Here is an 18801-nt window from a genome sequence, read left to right as displayed (position 1 = left end):
AGTCGAAGCCCCACCAACGGCAAAACGCTGATGGGGCTTCCCCTTTGCCCAATGATAAGGCCGGCCCTACCTGGGCCAGCCCAGAACAGCCAGCCCAGAACAGCCAGCCCTACACAGCAGGCCACATCGGTCGGCCGCACCGGTCAGGGTATGCCCATGAGCAGTGAACCCATTGCGGACTATGCCCTGCTGTCCGACTGCTCCTCCGCGGCACTCGTCAGCGCTGCCGGTTCCGTGGACTGGCTGTGCTTCCCGCGCTTTGACAGCCCCTCCGTGTTCGGACGCCTGCTGGGCCCGGATGCGGGGTTCTGGTCGATCCGCCCAGCCGGCGAATACTCCACCAGAAGGCGCTACCTGGACCCGACCATGGTGCTGGAGACCACCCACACGACCGGGGAAGGCAGCATTACCGTCACGGATGCCTTGGTCCTCGGCGACGGCACGAGGGGCCATGACCTCGGGGCGGAATCGCCCGGGACCCTCCTCCGTCAGGTGTCCTGCACCGCAGGAACCGTCGAGATCGACGTCGTCTTCAGTCCCCGCCCGGACTACGGCCTCACCAAGCCGGAGTTTCGCGCGGCGGACGGCGGCATCCTGGTCACCACCGGAAACGCCGTTCTCCTGGCGCTGTCCGCTGCGGTGACCTTCGAGTACAGCGGAGGTACCGCGCAGTCCCGCCTGGTGCTCGGCGCCGGAGAAAAATGTGGCTTCGCCCTCCAATACCAAACCAGGGGCAGCGCGGACCCCGCCTTCTGGAGCCAGCCGGAGATCGCACGGCGGCTCGCGGACACGGTGCAGTGCTGGAGCAGCTGGTCCAGGCTGCACCAGAACTACCGGGGTCCATGGCAGGAACTCATCGCCGGCAGCGGGCGCGTTCTGCAGGCCCTCAGCTACTTTCCCACCGGGGCCATTGTGGCCGCCCCGACGACGTCGCTGCCGGAGGTGGCCGGAGGAACGCGCAACTGGGATTACCGGTACACCTGGATCCGGGACGCGAGCATGACGCTGCAGGCACTCTGGGTGGCCGCCTGCCCGGACGAGGCCGGGAAGTTCTTCCAGTTCCTGGCAACGGCAGCCGCACGGCAGCTGGCCAGCGGCGAAGAGCTGCAGATCATGTTCGGCGCCGGCGGGGAACGCGAGTTACCCGAACGAGAACTTCCGCACCTGCCGGGCTGGCGTTCCAGTTCCCCGGTCCGGGTGGGAAACGGTGCGTGGGACCAGCGCCAGCTCGATGTCTACGGTGAACTGCTCGACGCCGCCGCCACGCTGCCGGAGTACCTCGCCGAGCTCGCACCGGAGACGCGGCGGTTCCTCGCCGACGCCGCTGATGCCGCGGCCTCACGCTGGCGCTCCGCCGACCACGGCATCTGGGAGGTCCGCGGGGAGCCGCGCCACTACCTGCACTCCAAGCTCATGTGCTGGGTCGCCGTCGACCGGGCCATCACCCTGGCAGAGCTCCTCCAGACACCCGAAAGGATTCAGCGCTGGGAGGACGCGCGGGAGCAGATCGCGGCGTCAATCCGCACCGAGGGCTGGAGCGACACCGCGAAAGCGTACACGCAGGCCTACGGCTCCGAGGACCTCGACGCGTCGGCGCTTATGCTCGCCATCGTGGGATTCCTCCCGGCCGATGACCCTCGCCTCCTCGCCACGATCGAAGCCATCGAGCAACGCCTCACCGATCCGCGCGGCCTGGTCTACCGGTACCGGGTCGAGGACGGGTTTCCGGGGGAGGAGGGCAGTTTCCTGCTTTGCACGTTCTGGCTGGCCCACGCCCTGGCCCTCGCCGGGCGCACCGAACACGCCCGGGCGGTCTTCGAACGGGCTGCCGGATTCGCCACAGACCTGGGCCTGATGTCCGAGGAAGTCGCACCGAACAGTAGCGAACTGCTGGGCAATTTCCCGCAGGCATTCAGCCACATCGGCCTCGTCAACGCCGCCTGGGCCATCCGCCAGGCCGAGGATCGGGCCGGCTATGGGGCATGATGGTTTCCAGCGGCTGGCTGGATCCTTGATCAACGGATCTATCCGGACCGCGGTATCCCCGGAGATCAAGGAATGAAAACCATGAAACGTCATCTGACACGTACGGCCGCCGTAGCGGCGGGAGCCCTGCTGACGCTGGCGCTGGCAGCCTGCGGCAGCGGGAGTCCACTGGACAGCGGGAAGTCAGCGCCGCCGGCCGGCTCGGCAAGCCCGGGAACCCCGCTGGTCATTGGTTCAGCCAGCTTCCCGGAGAGTCAGACCCTGGCTGAGGTGTACGCAGGGGCGCTGAACGCCGCCGGCATAGCGGCATCCACCAAACCGAACATCGGCTCGCGCGAGGTGTACGTCCGGGCGGTGCAGGATGGTTCCGTCGACATCGTCCCCGACTACAGCGGAAATCTGCTGCGTTACGTGGACAAGACGGCTACCGCCTCCAGCGCCGAGGACGTTATGAAGGCGCTCCCCGGAAAGCTCCCGGCCGATCTGTCGATACTCGAACCGGCCAAAGCCGAGGATAAGGACTCGATCGTGGTCACCAAAGCGACGGCGGAGAAGTTCGGGCTGAAGACGCTGGCGGACCTCGGCAGGATTTGCGACCAGATAGCCCTGGGTATGCCGGCCGAAGCCAAGGAGCGGCCGCAGGGTCTTCCCGGACTCAAGGCTGCCTATGGCTGTGTGCCCAAGGAATTCGTCCCGTTCAGCGATGGAGGCGGGCCCGTAACCATCAAGGCGTTGTTGGACGACCGGATCCAGGCCGCGGATGTTTTCACAACGTCTCCGCTGATCTCGAAGAACCAGCTGGTGGTCCTCGAGGACCCGAAGAGCAACTTCGCCGCGCAGCAGGTCCTTCCCCTCGTCCGCAAGGACCGGCTTGATGGCAAAGCCGCCGAGGTGCTCAACAAAGTCTCCGCAGTCCTCACCACGGATGATTTGTTGCGCCTTAACGAGGACGTGTCCGGTGACAAGAAGATGAGCTCCAAGGACGCTGCTGCGGCGTGGCTCAAGGAGAAGGGTTTCAGCAAGTAACACGCAGGCCGCACGCTGCGGCCGCTGCCCGTTGAAGGGCCCTCCGCCTGGCCAAAGCCGGACGGAGGGCCCTTTTTCGCCGCTGTGCCGCCTCGTCGTGGCTGTGCCGCCTCGTCGTGGCTGTGCCGCCTCGTCGGGGCGGCGGGCTACGCCTGTGCGGGTTCCTCAGGCGGCACCAGAACGACGTCGCTGACTGTCAGTTCGCCCTCTCCGGCCACCAGCGTCAGCTCGCGCGCGTTGGCCGCCGACTTCAGGTCGGTGAGTCCGGCCTTGAGCTGTGTGGTGAGGGATTCGGAGGCCGTGATAGTCGCGGACAGGACCTCCGTGCGCTGCTTGACCTTGGCCTCGGACTTGGCCTTGCGGAGGCCGCTCAGCGCCGCCCCCACGGTGGCCAGCAGAGTGGTGTCGCCGGCCATCTCCACGGCGGCGGGCCAGGCGGCGCGGTGCACCGAACCGGTACGCCACCAGCTCCAGACTTCTTCGGTAGCGAAAGGCAGGAAAGGGGCGAACAGGCGCAGCAGCGTATCCAGGCTCGTGGCCAGCGCGGCCAGCACGGAGGCCTGCTGGGCTTCGCCGGCGGCACCGTAGGCGCGGTCCTTGATCAGCTCCACGTAGTCGTCCGTGAAGTGCCAGAAGAAGCTTTCCGTGATCTGCAGGGCCCGGGCATAGTCGTAGTTCTCGAATGCCTTCGTGGCCTGCTGGACAACATCGGCGAGCTGCGCCAGCACGGCCTGGTCCAGGGGGTTAATCAACAATGAAAGGTTCGAAGACACCACCGAGTTTTCGGTGGCACCGAGGTTCAGCACGAACTTTGAGGCGTTGAGCAGTTTGATGGCCAGGCGGCGGCCGATCTTCATCTGCGCGATCTCATAGGCCGTGTCCGCGCCGAGCTTGGCCGAGGCCGCCCAGTACCGCACGGCATCGGAGCCGTACTCCTCGAGGACATCCGTGGGGACAATGACGTTGCCCTTGGACTTGGACATCTTCTTGCGGTCCGGGTCCAGGATCCAGCCGGAGATGGCGGCGTGCTTCCACGGGGCGGCGTCCTGCAGGGCATCGGCGCGCACGGCGGAGGAGAACAGCCAGGTCCGGATGATGTCGTGTCCCTGCGGGCGCACGTCGAAGGGGTAGACCTTGGCGAAGAGCGCCTCGTCGGTGCTCCAGCCGCCCACGATCTGCGGCGTCAGCGAGGACGTGGCCCAGGTGTCCAGGACGTCGGCGTCGCCGGTGAAGCCGCCCGGCACGTCGCGCCGGGCTTCCTCGTAGCCGGGGGCAGCGTCTGCGGCCGGGTCAACGGGCAGCTGCGCGTCGGACGGAACAATCGGGGCGTCGTATTCGGGATTCCCGTCGGCGTCGAGCGGGTACCAGACCGGCACCGGCACGCCGAAGAAGCGCTGGCGGGAGACCAGCCAGTCGCCGTTCAGGCCGGAGATCCAGTTCTCGTAGCGTGAGCGCATAAAGGCCGGGTGGAACTGGATCTCTTGACCGCGGGCAATGAGCCGCTCGCGGCGGTCGGCGTCGCGGCCGCCGTTGCGGATATACCACTGCCGGCTGGTCACCACCTCGAGAGGCTTGTCGCCCTTTTCGAAGAAGTTCACCGGGTGCATGATCTTCTTCGGCTCGCCCTCGAGCAGCCCGGCGCCGGTGAGGAGCTCCACCACGGCTTCCTTGGCGCTAAAGACCGTCTTGCCGGCGATCGCGGCGAAGTTGGCGCGGCCTTCCTCGCCGGTGATCCAGTCCGGGGTCTCACCGAGGATGCGGCCGTCGCGGCCCACGATCGCGCGGGTGGGCAGCTGGAGTTCGCGCCACCAGGTGACGTCGGTGAGGTCGCCGAAGGTGCAGACCATCGCGATGCCGGAGCCCTTGTCCGCCTTGGCAAGCGGGTGGGCCATGACCTCCACCTCGACGCCGAACAGGGGAGAGGTGACTTTCTTGCCGAACAGCGGCTGGTACCGTTCGTCGTCGGGATTCGCCACGAGCGCGGCGCAGGCGGCCAGCAGTTCCGGGCGCGTGGTCTCGATGTAGATTTTCTCGCCCTCGGCGGTGAAGAAGGGGTAGCGGTAGTAGGCGCCGGCAACTTCGCGGTCTTCCAGCTCGGCCTGGGCCACCGCGGTGCGGAAGGTGACGTCCCAGAGGGTGGGCGCTTCTGCCATGTAGGCGTCGCCAGCGGCGAGATTCGCCAGGAAGGCGCGCTGCGAGATGGCCCGGGACTTGTCATCGATGGTGCGGTAGGTCAGATCCCAGTCCACGGAGAGGCCGAGGGTCTGGAAAAGGTTTTCGAAGACTTTTTCGTCTTCGACGGCGAGTTCCTCGCAGAGTTCGATAAAGTTCCGGCGCGAGACGACGTCGAAGTCGCGCTGGTTCTTGGCGGGCTCGGCGGGCGGGCGGTAGCCGGCGTCGTAAGCGGTGGTGGGATCGCAGCGCACACCGTAATAGTTCTGCACGCGGCGTTCGGTGGGCAGGCCGTTGTCGTCCCAGCCCATCGGGTAGAAGACGTTCTTTCCGGTCATGCGCTGGTAGCGCGCCATAACGTCGGTCTGCGTGTAGGAAAACATGTGACCTACGTGCAGGGATCCCGACGCGGTGGGCGGGGGAGTGTCGATCGAGTAGACCTGCTCCCGGGTGGTGTCCGGGTTGAACTTGTAAGTTCCTTCGTCGAGCCAGCGCCGGGTGAGGGCGTCTTCCAGCCCCTCCAGGGCGGGCTTGTCCGGAACATTGATGGGGGCAGTGATGGGCGTGTCTGTACCCTGAGTGTCTTCAGCCATCCGGCAATTCTTCCACTAAATTCCCTCACACTCCCTCACCTCCGCTACTGAAAGGGATCATGGGGGCTGCCGTAGCATGCCAATATGGACAAATCTGCCGCCAGTTTTGCGATCAAGCGCGTCTATGACGCCCCCGCGGACGACGACGGCTGCAGGGTCCTGGTGGACCGGCTCTGGCCGCGCGGGGTCAGCAAGGAACGCGCGCAGCTGGCGCTGTGGCTCAAGGAGGTGGCGCCGTCGCCGCCGCTGCGCCAGGAATTCGCGCATCGGAAGGAACGGTTCGCTGACTTCAGCGTCGCCTACGCAGCGGAATTGGAAGACAATCCCGCCGTTCAGACGCTGCTGGACCTCGCGGCCGAACACGGGAAGGTGACGCTGCTCTTCGGTGCCAGGGATCCGGAGACCAACCATGCCCGGGTGCTGCAGGAGTTTTTGGCGCGTTGATTCAACCGCCGGCATAGCGGTTAGGGTGGTGCCATGACTGAGGGAATCCGTAACACGGCAGCAGTAGCCAAAGCAGCAGTTGTCACCGGTGCCAGCACCGGAATCGGCGAGGCGACCGTGCGTGCCCTCCGGTCCGAGGGCTGGACGGTCTACGCTGTCGCCCGCCGTGCGGACCGGCTGGCGGCGCTCGCGGCTGAAACCGGCGCCGTCGCCCTTCCGGCCGATGTGACCGACGATGCCGATATCGCGCGGGTTGTCGACGAGGTGACCCGCGCCGGCGGGATCGACACCCTCATCAACATCGCCGGCGGCGCCCGCGGCGCGGACAAGGTGGCCGAGGCAAAAACCGAGGACTGGGAATGGATGTTCGAGGTCAACGTGCTGGGCACCTTGAAGCTCACCCGGGCCTTCCTGCCGATGCTCCGGGCCGGCGGCGAGGGAACCGTCCTGAACCTCACCTCGACGGCGGGGCTGTCCGCCTACGAGGGCGGCGGCGGTTACAACGCGGCGAAGTTCGCCCAGCATGCCCTCACCGGTGCGCTGCGCCTTGAGGAGGCCGAGCACAACCTCCGGGTGATCGAGGTGGCCCCCGGCCTGGTGCAGACCGAGGAGTTCGCGCTGAACCGGCTCGGCGGGAATCCAGAAGCGGCAGCGAAGGTGTACGCCGGGGTCGAGAAGCCGCTGACCGCGGACGACGTTGCCGACGTCGTCCGCTACGCCGTCATCCTTCCGCATCACGTCAACCTGGACCAGATCGTAATCCGCCCGGTGGCGCAGGCAGCCAACCATAAGCTGATCCGCAAGGGCTAGGCCTCAGCCGCGGTATGACAGCCGGGACACCACGGCCAGATGGTCCGTGCCCGGGATGGAGACAGTGGTGAAGGACTCCACCGTCAGTTCCCTGCTGACCAGAACGTGGTCGATCTGCACGAACGGGAAAGCGGAGGAGTTCGCCGGCCAGGTCGGCCAGAGGCCCCGGCCGGTGGCCGCGGCGGCGTCGCTGAGTCCGGTGGTCAGCAGGCTCCGGAGCCCCCGGTGGTCCAGGCTTGCATTGAAATCGCCCAGCAGCACAGCGGGCGTGCCGTCCGGCGCCGCCCGCTGCAGCCTCGAGAGTTCTTTGAGGTCCTTGCGCCAGCCGGACACCTGACCCGGCCGCGGTGACTCCACATGGACCGCCGTCAAGCGAATCCCCGGACGTATACCGGGCACGGCGGCCACGGCCCTGCTTTGGAAGGACCCGCTGCCGGGGACGCGTTTCTGCTTTGTCAGCGCGAAGACCGAGAAAATCCCGCTCCCGGTGTTCGCCCCGTCAACATCCAATGCCCGGTAAGGAAGCAGCCTGGCGATGCCCGCGTCCTCGAGGCGCTGCAGCGTCACCGGGCTGAGCTCCGGAAGGGCCAGGATCTCGACGCCGTGTGCGTTCACCGCTTTGAGCACCGCGGCGGCGTCCAGCGTCGCGCCGCCGACGTTCAGGGCCATGACCGTCAACCACCTGCCCTGTTCCCCGCCCGCCTGGCCTTGACCCGGCGGTCCGGCCCGGTTCGCCGCCAGCGGGTTCCAGCCGTCGGAGAGCAGCCGGGGAGCAACCATCGAGAGCTGGGCGGCAAGCAACAGGACCACGCCGGCCAAGGCCACCAGACGGACACGACGGCGCCGGCCTATCAGTACCGCCGCAAGCACCGCGGCGAACGTCGAGACCAACGTCAGGGGATAGCCCGAGAGCAGCTGGACCCACGGCGACCCCAGTTCCCACGGGCCCACCCGGGCGGCTGTGAGCACACCCCCCGGAAGGGCGAGCACAACGGCCAGGAGGCTCAGCAGCGCTGCGCGCGTAACGCCGGCGCTCCGGGGCGGCAACGCAGCTTGTCCCTCAGCTGGGGTGGCGGTCATCAGTTCAGTATCAGCGGTAAACCTTGGGCTGGCCATGGGAAGCGGCGGGGCCTTCGGGGAAGAGGGTAGAATTGACGTGAACCGGGTAGAACCGGCTCAAAAGCACTGACCCGGCCATCACCGGTGAGCTTTCCGGAAGAAAGCCCTACCGCCACTCACAGCGCGGCAGGGCAAGTAGAACCGGACGGGTAAGCCCGTTATAGCAGTAATGAGCGGCCGTCGCCGATGCTCTTCCTTTGACCAGGGGGTTTTCCTTTGACCAGGGGCGGGTCCGGCGCCGGTAAGTGAGGTGGTACCACGGTGCCGGTGCTGTCGAAAGACAGCGCAGGGGCCGTCCTCGCATCCTGAATGAACCCCTTTTGTTCACTAGCTCAACCCAGGATGTCGAGATGACGTATTACCCGAAGGCCTCCGCCGCACCCGCCGGCGCAGGCGCCTCTGCTTCTACCGCCTCCGCTTCCACCACCTCTGGTGTGCCGGCCTCCGTGAAGTTCCCGGAGATCGAAGAGCGCATCCTCAAGTATTGGGATGAGGACGGTACCTTCCAGGCCAGCATCGACCAGCGCGGCTCTGACCTTCCCGGCGGAAAACCGGGCAGCAACGAATTCGTCTTCTACGACGGTCCCCCCTTCGCCAACGGCCTGCCGCACTACGGACACCTCCTGACCGGCTACGCCAAGGACCTTGTGGGCCGTTACCAGACCCAGCGCGGCCGCCGGGTCGAGCGACGCTTCGGCTGGGACACCCACGGCCTGCCCGCCGAGCTCGAAGCCATGAAGCAGCTGGGCATGACGGACAAGACCCAGATCGAAGCGATGGGCATCGACAAGTTCAACGACGCCTGCCGCGCCTCGGTGATGAAATACGCCGACGAGTGGAAGAGCTACGTCACCCGCCAGGCGCGCTGGGTCGACTTCGAGAACGACTACAAGACGCTCAACGTCGAGTACATGGAGTCGGTGCTCTGGGCCTTCAAGCAGTTGCACGAGAAGGGCCTCACCTACAACGGCTACCGTGTGCTGCCGTACTGCTGGAAGGACGAGACGCCGCTGTCCAACCATGAACTGCGCATGGATGACGACGTCTACAAGAACCGCCAGGACCAGACCGTCACGGTCACGTTCCCCATCACGGCGGGGGAGACGGAGCTGTCCAGGCAGCTCGCCGGTGTGCAGGCGCTCGCCTGGACCACCACGCCGTGGACGCTGCCCACCAACCTGGCGCTCGCCGTCGGGCCCGCCATCAACTACGTTGTCCTGCCGGCAGGCCCGCACGGCATCAAGGCCGCCGCCGCGGAGGCTCCCGTCAGGGGCAGCTTCCTGCTGGCCGCGGAGCTGCTGGGCGCCTACGCCAAGGACCTCGGCTACGGCGACGGCGCCGAAGGTGCCGCCGCCGCCCACGCCGCCGTGACCTCCAGCCACACCGGCGCCGAGCTTGAGGGCCTGGCGTACCATCCGCTCTGGGACTACTTCGACGACGCCGAGAAATACGGCACCGAAAATGCCTGGCGCTTCCTCGTCGCGGACTACGTCACCACCACGGACGGTACCGGCATCGTCCACCAGGCTCCCGCCTACGGTGAAGACGACCAGAAGGTCTGTGAAGAGGCCGGCATCCCGGTGGTCCTCTCGGTGGACGAGGGAGCGAAGTTCCTGCCGCTGTTCGGCCACGGCGACCTCGCCGAAATCGCCGGACTGCAGGTCTTCGACGCCAACAAGCCCATCACCCAGGTGCTCCGTGCGCAAGGCCGCCTGGTCCGCCAGGCAAGCTATGAACACAGCTACCCGCACTGCTGGCGCTGCCGCAACCCGCTGATCTACCGCGCCGTGTCCTCCTGGTACGTCGAGGTCACCAAGATCAAGGACCGCATGTCCGAACTGAACCAGGAGATCAACTGGATCCCGGGCAACGTCAAGGACGGCCAGTTCGGCAAGTGGCTCGCCAACGCCCGCGACTGGTCCATCAGCCGCAACCGCTACTGGGGCAGCCCCATCCCGGTCTGGCAGTCCACCGACCCGGACTACCCGCGCACCGACGTGTACGGCTCCCTCGCCGAGATCGACGCCGACTTCGGCCGCCTGCCGCTGAACAAGGCCGGCCAGGTTGACCTGCACCGGCCCTTCATCGATGAACTCACGCGCCCCAACCCGGACGACCCCCGTACCGTGGCGGAGGGCCAGTCCGTGATGCGCCGCGTCGAGGATGTCCTGGACGTCTGGTTTGACTCCGGCTCCATGCCCTATGGCCAGGTGCACTACCCGTTCCAGAACGAGGAATGGTTCGACACCCACAACCCCGCGGACTTCATCGTGGAGTACATCGGCCAGACCCGCGGCTGGTTCTACATGCTGCACATCCTCTCCACCGCGCTGTTCGACCGGCCGGCCTTCCGGAACGTCATCAGCCACGGCATCGTGCTGGGTTCGGACGGGCAGAAGATGTCCAAGAGCCTGCACAACTACCCGGACGTCTCCGAAGTCCTGGACCGCGACGGCTCCGATGCGATGCGCTGGTTCCTGATGTCCAGCCCCATCCTGCGCGGCGGCAACCTCGTGGTCACCGAGCAGGGCATCCGCGACGGCGTCCGGCAGGTCATCCTGCCGCTGTGGAACGTGTACAGCTTCTTCACGCTCTACACCAACGCTTCCGGCGCAGCCGGTGGACAAGCGAAGGGGTATGACGCGAAGCTGCGCTACGACGGCTACGCCGACACCCTGGATGCGTACCTCATGGCCAACACCGGGGAGCTGGTCCGCAACATGACCGTCCAGCTTGACAGCTACGACATCTCCGGTGCCTGCGACGAACTCCGCAGCTACCTGGACATGCTCACCAACTGGTACGTCCGGCGCAGCCGCCAGCGCTTCTTCGACGAGAATGTTGACGCCTTCGACGCGCTCTACACTGCGCTGGAGACCGTGTGCCGGGTCTCCGCCTCACTGCTTCCCCTCGTGACCGAGGAAATCTGGCGCGGACTCACCGGCGGGCGCTCCGTGCACCTGGCCGACTGGCCGGACGCGGACCTGTTCCCCGCCAACGCCGGCCTCGTCGAGGCGATGGACCGGGTCCAGCAGATCTGCTCCACCGGCTCCTCGCTGCGCAAGGCCGCCAACCTCCGGGTCCGCCTGCCGCTGCAGGAGCTCACCGTCGTGGCGCCCGGCGCGGATGCGCTGGAAGGCTTCGCCGCCGTCGTCGCCGATGAACTGAACCTGCGCTCGGTCCGCCTGCTCGACGCCGGGAGCGCCTCCCCGGCGGAGTTCGGCATCGAACAGAAGCTTGTGGTCAACGCCCGCGCCGCCGGGCCGCGCCTGGGCAAGAACGTGCAGCAGGCCATTAAGGGCGCCAAATCCGGCGACTGGTCCGTGCAAACAATCGACGGTGTCGTTGTAGCGGGCGGCCTGGCGCTTGAGCCGCAGGAGTACACGCTGGAAACCGTTGTGGCGGAGGCCGCGGACGGCCCAGGATCTGGTCCTGCCACAAGGGCGGCGGCGGTGCTGCCGGGCGGCGGCTTCGTGGTGCTCAACACCGAGGTCACCCCTGAGCTTGAGGCCGAGGGCGCCGCCCGGGACATGGTCCGTGCCATCCAGCAGGCCCGCAAGGACGCCGGGCTCAACGTCAGCGACCGGATCCGCACGTCCATCACGGCGGCGCAGGATATTGTCGACGCCGTGAAAGCACACGAACACCTCGTGGTCGCCGAAACCCTGACCGTCGAACTCGGTCTCAGTTCCTCCGGGGACGGCACCGAGCTGCAAATCATCGTCGAAAAAGTAGAGGCCTGAGCCATGACCGACGAATTTTCCGTGGAAAGCGTCTACGCCGAGCTGCTGGGCCGGGCGCCGGAAAACAGAATGGAGCCGCGGCTTGCCCCGCTGCACCGGGCGATGGACATCCTGGGGGAGCCGAACAAGGCCTTCCCGATCATCCACATCACGGGCACCAACGGCAAGACGTCCACGGCCCGCATGATCGAGGCCGGGCTGCGCGCCCACGGCCTGAGCACCGGGCGGTACACCAGCCCGCACCTTTCCAGGGTCACCGAGCGGATCAGCATCGACGGCGAGCCGGTCTCGGATGAGACCTTTGTCCGGATCTGGGACGAGATCCGCCCGTACCTGGCCATCGTGGACGGCGAACTCGAAGCGGAGGGCCAGCCCCGGCTGACGTACTTCGAGTGCCTGACCATCCTGGGCTTCGCCATCTTCGCTGACCAGCCCGTCAACGTGGCCGTCATCGAGGTGGGCCTGGGCGGCATTACCGACGCCACCAACGTCGGCGACGGGCAGGTCTTTGTGGTCACCCCGATTTCGCTGGACCACACGGAACTCCTCGGTGACACCACCGAGGACATCGCCCACGAAAAGGCGGGCATCATCAAGCCCGGCGGCTTCCTGGTCAGCGCCGTGCAGCCCCGGGACGCGGCCCAGGTGCTGCTGGAGAAGGCCAAGGAAACCCAGGTCCCGTTCCGCTTCGAAGGCGTGGAGTTCGGCGTCGAATCCCGGACCGTCGCCGTCGGCGGCCAGATGGTGAATATCCAGGGCATCGCCGGCCGCTACGACGATCTGCTGGTCCCCCTGCACGGCGCACACCAGGCGGAGAACGCCGCCGTCGCGATTGCCGCGCTGGAGGCGTTCTTCGGCGGGGAGAAGGCGCTCGACGCCGACGTCCTGCAGGAGGCTTTCGCCTCGGTCACCTCCCCGGGCCGTCTCGAGGTGGTGCGCACCGCGCCGACCATTATTGTGGACGCCGCCCACAACCCCGAGGGCATCCGTGTCTCGGCCGAGGCCATCCACGAGGCGTTCGGCTTCAGTAAACTCGTGGTGGTGGTGGGTGTCCTGCGCGAAAAGGACGCCGAGGAAATCCTCCGCCAGCTCAAGGAATCCCTCGGCGACCTCGCGGCCGAGTACTGCTTCACCCAGTCCAACTCGCCCCGTGCCGTTCCGGCCGAGGACCTCGCGGAACTCGCCCTGGACCTTGGCTTCGGCGAGGACAACGTCCACGTCACGGCGAAGCTCGACGACGCACTCGAGTGGGCTGTGGAACGTGCCGAAGCCAACGATGACCTCGCCGGCGGCGTGCTCGTCACCGGTTCCATCACCCTGGTGGCGGACGCCCGGATCCTGCTCGGCAAGACGGACGCCTAAGCCATGGCGAAACTCACCAAAGCCCAGCGCGACTGGCGCCCGGGCATGCCCAAGAAGCGCCGCTCCACGAAGGCCATGTTTGCCTCGACGGTCCTGCTGCTGGAAGCCTTTGTGGTGCTCTTCGGCACCCTCACGGTCTTCGGGCTGCGGCGGGACGAATTCCCGCCGGTCCTGATCTTCGGGGTCGGGTTCACGCTGTGCCTCGTGTACGTCCTGACCTGCGCCGTTGTCTCCAGGCCCTGGGGGGTGGGCCTCGGCTGGATCCTGCAGTTGGTGCTGATCCTCACCGGCATCCTGGAACCGGCGATGTTCCTGGTGGGCGGTCTCTTCGCGGTGGCCTGGTGGTACGGCATCCGCACCGGAATCCGGATCGACCGCGAGGCCGCGCAGCGCGAACGCGAGCAGGCCGCCTGGGACACGGCCCACCCGGCGGGCCCCGGTCCGGAACCGGAGCCCGGCTCCGGAGCCCAGGCCCGCTGACCCATAGACCCGTAGACTAATTCCACGCCACCACCACCCCACATCATTGGAGCAACTGTGAGCATTGAGCGCACCCTCGTCCTGATCAAGCCCGACGGCGTCGCCCGGAACCTGACCGGCAGCATCATCGCCCGGATCGAGGCCAAGGGGTACACCCTGGCCGAACTCAAGAAGGTCGATGCAAGCCGGGAACTGCTGGAGCAGCACTACGCGGAGCACCTCGGCAAGCCGTTCTACGAGCCGCTCGTTGAGTTCATGCTGAGCGGACCCGTCGTGGCTGCGATCTTCGAGGGACACCGTGTGATCGAGGGCTTCCGCTCGCTCGCCGGCACCACGGACCCGACGACGGCGGCCCCCGGCACCATCCGCGGCGACTTCGGCCGCGACTGGGGGGTGAAGGTTCAGCAGAACCTGGTCCACGGCTCTGACTCAGTGGAGTCCGCCGAGCGTGAGATCAAGATCTGGTTCCAGGCCTAGGTTCCCGGACACGGCCCCGGGACACGCTCCCGGGCCGCGCTCCCCGCCGAGGTGAGAGTTAAGGCCCATGTTCAACGTGAACATCGGCCTTAACTCTCACCTCGGGGCGGTTATCCGGGGGTCCGTCTCCTCAGTAGCCGGAGGTCCCGATGAAGACCTGGATGAAGGCGAAAAAGATCGAGGCGATCACGGCGACGTAGATCAGCGCCGTGATGATCCAGCCGGAGTCGGCCAGGACCCTGGTGGGCCCGGCCGGCAGCCGGATCACGCCGTGCGACACGTTTCGGACGGTCACCCAGACGAACAACGGAATCATCGCCGCCCAGACGATCATGCAGAACGGGCACAGGATGTGGATGGAGTACAGCGCCTGGGACCAGAGCCAGATCACGAAGGCGAAGCCGAGCGTCACGCCGGCCTGCAGGCCCAGCCAGTACCAGCGGGCAAACGTGGCGCCGGCCAGCATGGCCATGCCTGTGGTTATGACGACGGCGAACGCCACGATGCCGATAAACATATTGGGGAAGCCAAAGAGCGAACCCTGCCAGGTCTGCATCACCTGGCCGCAGGAGATCCACGGGTTTACGTCGCAGACGGTTACGTGGTTGGGATCCTTGAGGACCTCAAGCTTCTCCAGCACCAGGGTTCCGGAGGCCAGCCAACCGACGACGCCGGTGATCAGCAGGAGCCATGCAAAAGGGCGGTCTCGGGTCATCGGAGGGAGGGGCCGGTCTGCGACGGCTGAACCGGGGGACCGCCGTTGGACGGTCGCGTCGCCGGGGGCACTGGAGATGCTGGGCATGGAATAAGGGTCCTTTGCGTCGGGTGCTTCTGGCCCTGATTGTATCGCCGCAGCCTGAACCTTGCCGGGGAACCTCCTGCGGCGGCTCATGTCCCGCCGTCCGCCGCGGGCTTGACACCCCGCTTACGCCTCCTTTGACGGCTCCTGTGAGACAATAAGCATGGCTGGAACCCGATCCACATCCGGATTCCGGTCCGGCGACTTTGTTCCCAAGACTGCCAATGATGAGCAGGGAGCTACGGATCCTCTGATCCTGGCTATCCCGCAATGCCATTGGTCGGCACCTGGTTGTGGTGTGTAGATCAACGGGTTTCAGAACAATTCCGCCGGCCCGCCAGGGCTGCCGCACCCCACTGCCGGTGCGAACCTGAGGGTATTCAATTGACTTCTGTCAATGCCTGCGGGTGTTGACAATAATTGCCCTAACGGGTGCCGGATGTGGCGGCACGTCAGGGGCAGGAGTGTCGCCACATATGGATAATGACCAGGTTGTAGCCGGAAACGAAGAACTGGCAGTTGCTGCAGAAAATGCAGAAGCCACACCACCCAAGCGGCCCGTCAGGACCCGCCGCAAGGCACTCCCCAAGGCAGCCTCTGCCGAGCCCGCCGCTGACGGACCCGCCGCGGAAGAACCGGCCGCGGAAGAACCCGCCGCGGAAGAACCGGCCGCGGAGGCACCGGTCAAGGCTCGCGCCGGGGACGCCCCTGCGCCTGAGGCCAAGAAGCCACCTGTCCGCCGCACCCGTGCCCGCAAGGCCGCCGCGCCGGCCGAGCCCCTCCCTGCCTTCGCCGAAGAGACCGCAGCAGAACCGGTAGCCGCAGAACCTGTAGCCGCAGCCGAGGCTGTCGTCGCAGGTCCGGCAGAGAAGAAGCCCGTGCGACGCCGCGCCAGCCGCGCCAAGGCAGCCATCCCCGCAGCCGAGGAAGTCGCAGCTGCCGCCCCAGCCCCCGTCCCCGCAACCGAGGTAGCCGCCGCCGCCCCCGTAACAGCAGACCCAGCCGCCACCGCAACAGCCACCCCTGCAACAGCCACCCCTGCAACAGCAGCCCCCGACGCCGAGGAGGCAGAAGCTGCGCCGGCCGAATCGCCGTCGGCAGCCTCCTCGCTCTTCCTGGAGCCCGGTGCCGTCACCTCGATGATCTTCCAGGCCCCGGACCTGACCGCCGCCGTCCGTCCGGCACCGGCCGCCGCGGAGGAAGCCGAAGACGAAGAAGGCGAGGAAGGCGAAGATGGCGACGGCCGCCGCCGTCGCCGCAGCCGTGGCCGTCGTGGCCGCAGTCGCACCGCCGAGACCGGGACTGAGACCGAGACCGAGACCGACGGGGAAGGCGAAGGCGACGGTGCCACCGGGGAAGCCGAAGACGGTTCCGAGGAGACGCTGGCCGACGGCGTGACGTCCCGCCGCCGCCGCCGCCGTCGCCGCGGTGACCAGGACCTGGAACTGACCGGCGGGGAGGATGACGATCCGCCCAACACGGTGACCCGTGTCCGTGCGCCCCGCGCGGCCAGCGAGGCTCCGGTCAACAACCGGGTCACCTCACTCAAGGGCTCCACCCGCCTCGAGGCCAAGAAGCAGCGCCGCCGCGAATCCCGCGATACCGGCCGACGCCGCACCGTCATCACCGAGGCGGAGTTCCTGGCCCGCCGCGAGTCCGTGGACCGCCAGATGATCGTCCGCCAGCGCGACGACAGAATCCAGATCGGCGTCCTGGAAGACGGTGTCCTGGCCGAGCACTTCGTCTCCAAAACCCAGCAGGACTCCCTGATCGGCAACGTCTACCTGGGCAGGGTCCAGAACGTGCTGCCCTCCATGGAAGCCGCTTTCGTTGACATCGGACGCGGCCGCAACGCCGTGCTCTACGCCGGTGAGGTGAACTGGGAATCCGTCAACCTCGCAGGCAAGCAGCGCCGGATCGAGAATGCGCTGAAGTCCGGCGACTCCGTCCTGGTCCAGGTCACCAAGGATCCGGTGGGCCACAAGGGCGCCCGGCTCACGAGCCAGATCTCATTGCCCGGCCGCTACCTCGTGTACGTGCCCGGCGGTTCCATGACCGGCATCTCCCGCAAGCTGCCCGACGTCGAACGCAACCGCCTCAAACGGATCCTCAAGGACCGCCTGCCGGAGGATGCGGGCGTCATTGTCCGCACCGCGGCCGAGGGTGCGTCCGAGGAAGAGCTCACGCACGACATCAACCGCCTCCGTGCGCAGTGGGAAGGGATCGAGAGCCAGTCGACGTCGTCCAAGATGCTCGCCCCTGAACTGCTCTACGGCGAACCCGACCTGACCATCAAGGTGGTCCGGGACGTCTTCAATGAGGACTTCTCCAAGCTGATCGTCTCCGGCGAGGAAGCCTGGGACACCATCGAGGCCTACGTCACGTACGTGGCTCCGGACCTCGTGGGCCGGCTCGAGAAGTGGACCAAGGACACGGATATCTTCGCGGCCTGGCGCATCGACGAGCAGATCCACAAGGCACTGGACCGCAAGGTCTTCCTGCCCTCCGGCGGGTCTCTCGTGATCGATCGCACCGAAGCCATGACCGTGGTGGACGTCAACACCGGCAAGTTCACCGGCAGCGGCGGCAACCTGGAGGAAACCGTCACCAAGAACAACCTGGAAGCAGCAGAGGAAGTCATCCGGCAGCTCCGGCTCCGCGACATCGGCGGCATCATCGTCATCGACTTCATCGACATGGTGCTCGAGTCCAACCGCGATCTCGTGCTGCGCCGCATGGTGGAGTGCCTGGGCCGTGACCGGACCAAGCACCAGGTGGCGGAGGTGACCTCGCTGGGCCTCGTGCAGATGACGCGCAAGCGGATGGGCACCGGGCTGCTGGAAGTCTTCGGCGAACAGTGCGAAACCTGCGATGGCCGCGGCATTGTCACCCACGACGAGCCGGTGGAGCACCGCCGGGCCAACACGGTTGCCGCCGAGCACTACGTCCCGCGGGCCGAGAGCCAGCCCGCGGCACGGACCGAGCGCAAGGGCCGCCGCCGCGGCCGGGGCGGCCAGGGCACCGAGGACCAGTCCGCCCAGGCACCAGTCCATGCCGAGCCCACCGAGGCCGAGCGCCACGCCAAGGCCGAAACAACCCGCGCCGCCCTGGCGAATATTGCCGCAGCGGCGCACGCCTCCCACCTGCACGACGGCGACGCCGACGCCGGAACCCGCCAGGCCGACGCCGAGGCGCGTCGGGCCGCCGTCGACGCCGTCGCGCAGTTCGCCGCCACGGAGGAAGCTGCCGGACGGCCCGCTGCCGTGCTGACCTTCGGTGGCGAGCAAGTCGCCCTGCCGTTCGTCGAGCACGCGGACGAGTCCCCGGCAACGGCCCTGACCCTGGACCTGCTGACCGAAGCCTTCGCCCAGCTGGGCGAAACCGAGGACAGCACGCCGGCCACAGGCCGAGCAGCTGCGGCGGCTCCGGCCCGTGCCGGCGGCACCGGACCGGGACGTGCCCAGGGGCCGGGTTCCAAGACTGAGGCCGAGACAGAGGCCGGCACGTCCCGAGCACGCCGCGGCCGCCGCAACCGGAGCGCCAGCCGCGCCCAGGGTGCAGCCAACGCGACGTCCGTTGAACACCGTGAGGCCACGGAGCACCGACGGACAGCCACGCAGCCAGCAGCAGGTGGAGTGCACGAGGCCAAGGCTCCGGCCGCCGCACCGGCAGCAGTGAAGCCGGCCGCGAACCAGCCGATCATCCTCGGCGTCGGCGTACCGGCGTCGGAGCTGTAACAGCCCAACACGGCAGCAGCCCAGCACGGCAGCACTTCAGTAGAGCAGCAGGA

At 67.1% G+C, this 18801-nt stretch carries 12 protein-coding genes; 9 read left to right on the top strand and 3 right to left on the bottom strand.

Features of this window, described 5'->3' with window-relative positions:
• The first annotated feature begins 156 nt into the window (after positions 1–156).
• Complete coding sequence (locus RCH07_RS04340; RefSeq protein ID WP_326966244.1) at positions 157–1986, top strand: glycoside hydrolase family 15 protein; 1830 nt, start codon at positions 157–159, stop codon at positions 1984–1986.
• Between the two features lie 72 nt (positions 1987–2058).
• On the top strand, positions 2059–3012 hold the full coding sequence (locus tag RCH07_RS04335) for an ABC transporter substrate-binding protein (RefSeq protein WP_326966243.1): 954 nt from the start codon (positions 2059–2061) through the stop codon (positions 3010–3012).
• A gap of 146 nt (positions 3013–3158) precedes the next feature.
• Here RCH07_RS04335 and valS read toward each other — a convergent pair whose 3' ends face one another.
• A complete protein-coding gene (valS, locus tag RCH07_RS04330; RefSeq protein WP_326966242.1) occupies positions 3159–5777 on the bottom strand; it encodes a valine--tRNA ligase in 2619 nt (872 codons plus the stop codon).
• A gap of 84 nt (positions 5778–5861) precedes the next feature.
• Between valS and RCH07_RS04325 the strand changes: the two genes are divergently transcribed.
• Positions 5862–6221 (top strand): DUF488 domain-containing protein, encoded by a 360-nt coding sequence (locus tag RCH07_RS04325; RefSeq protein ID WP_326966241.1) that lies wholly within the window; start codon positions 5862–5864, stop codon positions 6219–6221.
• Between the two features lie 33 nt (positions 6222–6254).
• Positions 6255–7031, top strand: a complete 777-nt coding sequence (locus RCH07_RS04320) for an SDR family oxidoreductase (RefSeq protein WP_326966240.1) — start codon at positions 6255–6257, stop codon at positions 7029–7031.
• Between the two features lie 3 nt (positions 7032–7034).
• On the opposite strand, the gene RCH07_RS04315 is transcribed toward RCH07_RS04320, so the two are convergent.
• Positions 7035–8111: an endonuclease/exonuclease/phosphatase family protein gene (locus RCH07_RS04315; protein ID WP_326966239.1), complete on the bottom strand. Its 1077-nt coding sequence runs from the start codon at positions 8109–8111 to the stop codon at positions 7035–7037.
• A 389-nt stretch (positions 8112–8500) separates the two neighbouring features.
• Here RCH07_RS04315 and ileS point away from each other — a divergent pair, with 389 nt between their 5' ends.
• Genes ileS through ndk form a run of 4 tightly spaced genes read left to right on the top strand, consistent with a single transcriptional unit; the run spans position 8501 to position 14212 of the window.
• On the top strand, positions 8501–11893 hold the full coding sequence (gene ileS, locus RCH07_RS04310; RefSeq protein ID WP_326966238.1) for an isoleucine--tRNA ligase: 3393 nt from the start codon (positions 8501–8503) through the stop codon (positions 11891–11893).
• 3 nt (positions 11894–11896) lie between these two features.
• On the top strand, positions 11897–13255 hold the full coding sequence (locus RCH07_RS04305) for a bifunctional folylpolyglutamate synthase/dihydrofolate synthase (RefSeq protein WP_326966237.1): 1359 nt from the start codon (positions 11897–11899) through the stop codon (positions 13253–13255).
• A gap of 3 nt (positions 13256–13258) precedes the next feature.
• On the top strand, positions 13259–13735 hold the full coding sequence (locus RCH07_RS04300) for a DUF4233 domain-containing protein (protein ID WP_326966236.1): 477 nt from the start codon (positions 13259–13261) through the stop codon (positions 13733–13735).
• Positions 13736–13792: 57 nt separating this feature from the next.
• Positions 13793–14212, top strand: a complete 420-nt coding sequence (gene ndk / locus RCH07_RS04295) for a nucleoside-diphosphate kinase (RefSeq protein WP_326966235.1) — start codon at positions 13793–13795, stop codon at positions 14210–14212.
• Positions 14213–14342: 130 nt separating this feature from the next.
• Here the strand turns inward: ndk and RCH07_RS04290 are convergent, their stop codons facing one another.
• The gene (locus tag RCH07_RS04290; protein WP_326966234.1) at positions 14343–15014 is read right to left on the bottom strand and encodes a vitamin K epoxide reductase family protein; all 672 of its coding nucleotides are present in this window, start codon (positions 15012–15014) and stop codon (positions 14343–14345) included.
• A 473-nt stretch (positions 15015–15487) separates the two neighbouring features.
• Here RCH07_RS04290 and RCH07_RS04285 point away from each other — a divergent pair, with 473 nt between their 5' ends.
• Entirely contained in the window at positions 15488–18748 is a 3261-nt protein-coding gene (locus tag RCH07_RS04285; protein WP_326966233.1) for an Rne/Rng family ribonuclease, read from the top strand.
• Positions 18749–18801: the final 53 nt, after the last annotated feature.

Source organism: Arthrobacter sp. CG_A4 (genome assembly GCF_035985125.1).
Classification (GTDB): Bacteria; Actinomycetota; Actinomycetes; order Actinomycetales; family Micrococcaceae; genus Arthrobacter.
Note: the sequence above shows the minus strand (reverse complement) of the source record. Positions and strands in the feature narration are given on the sequence as shown.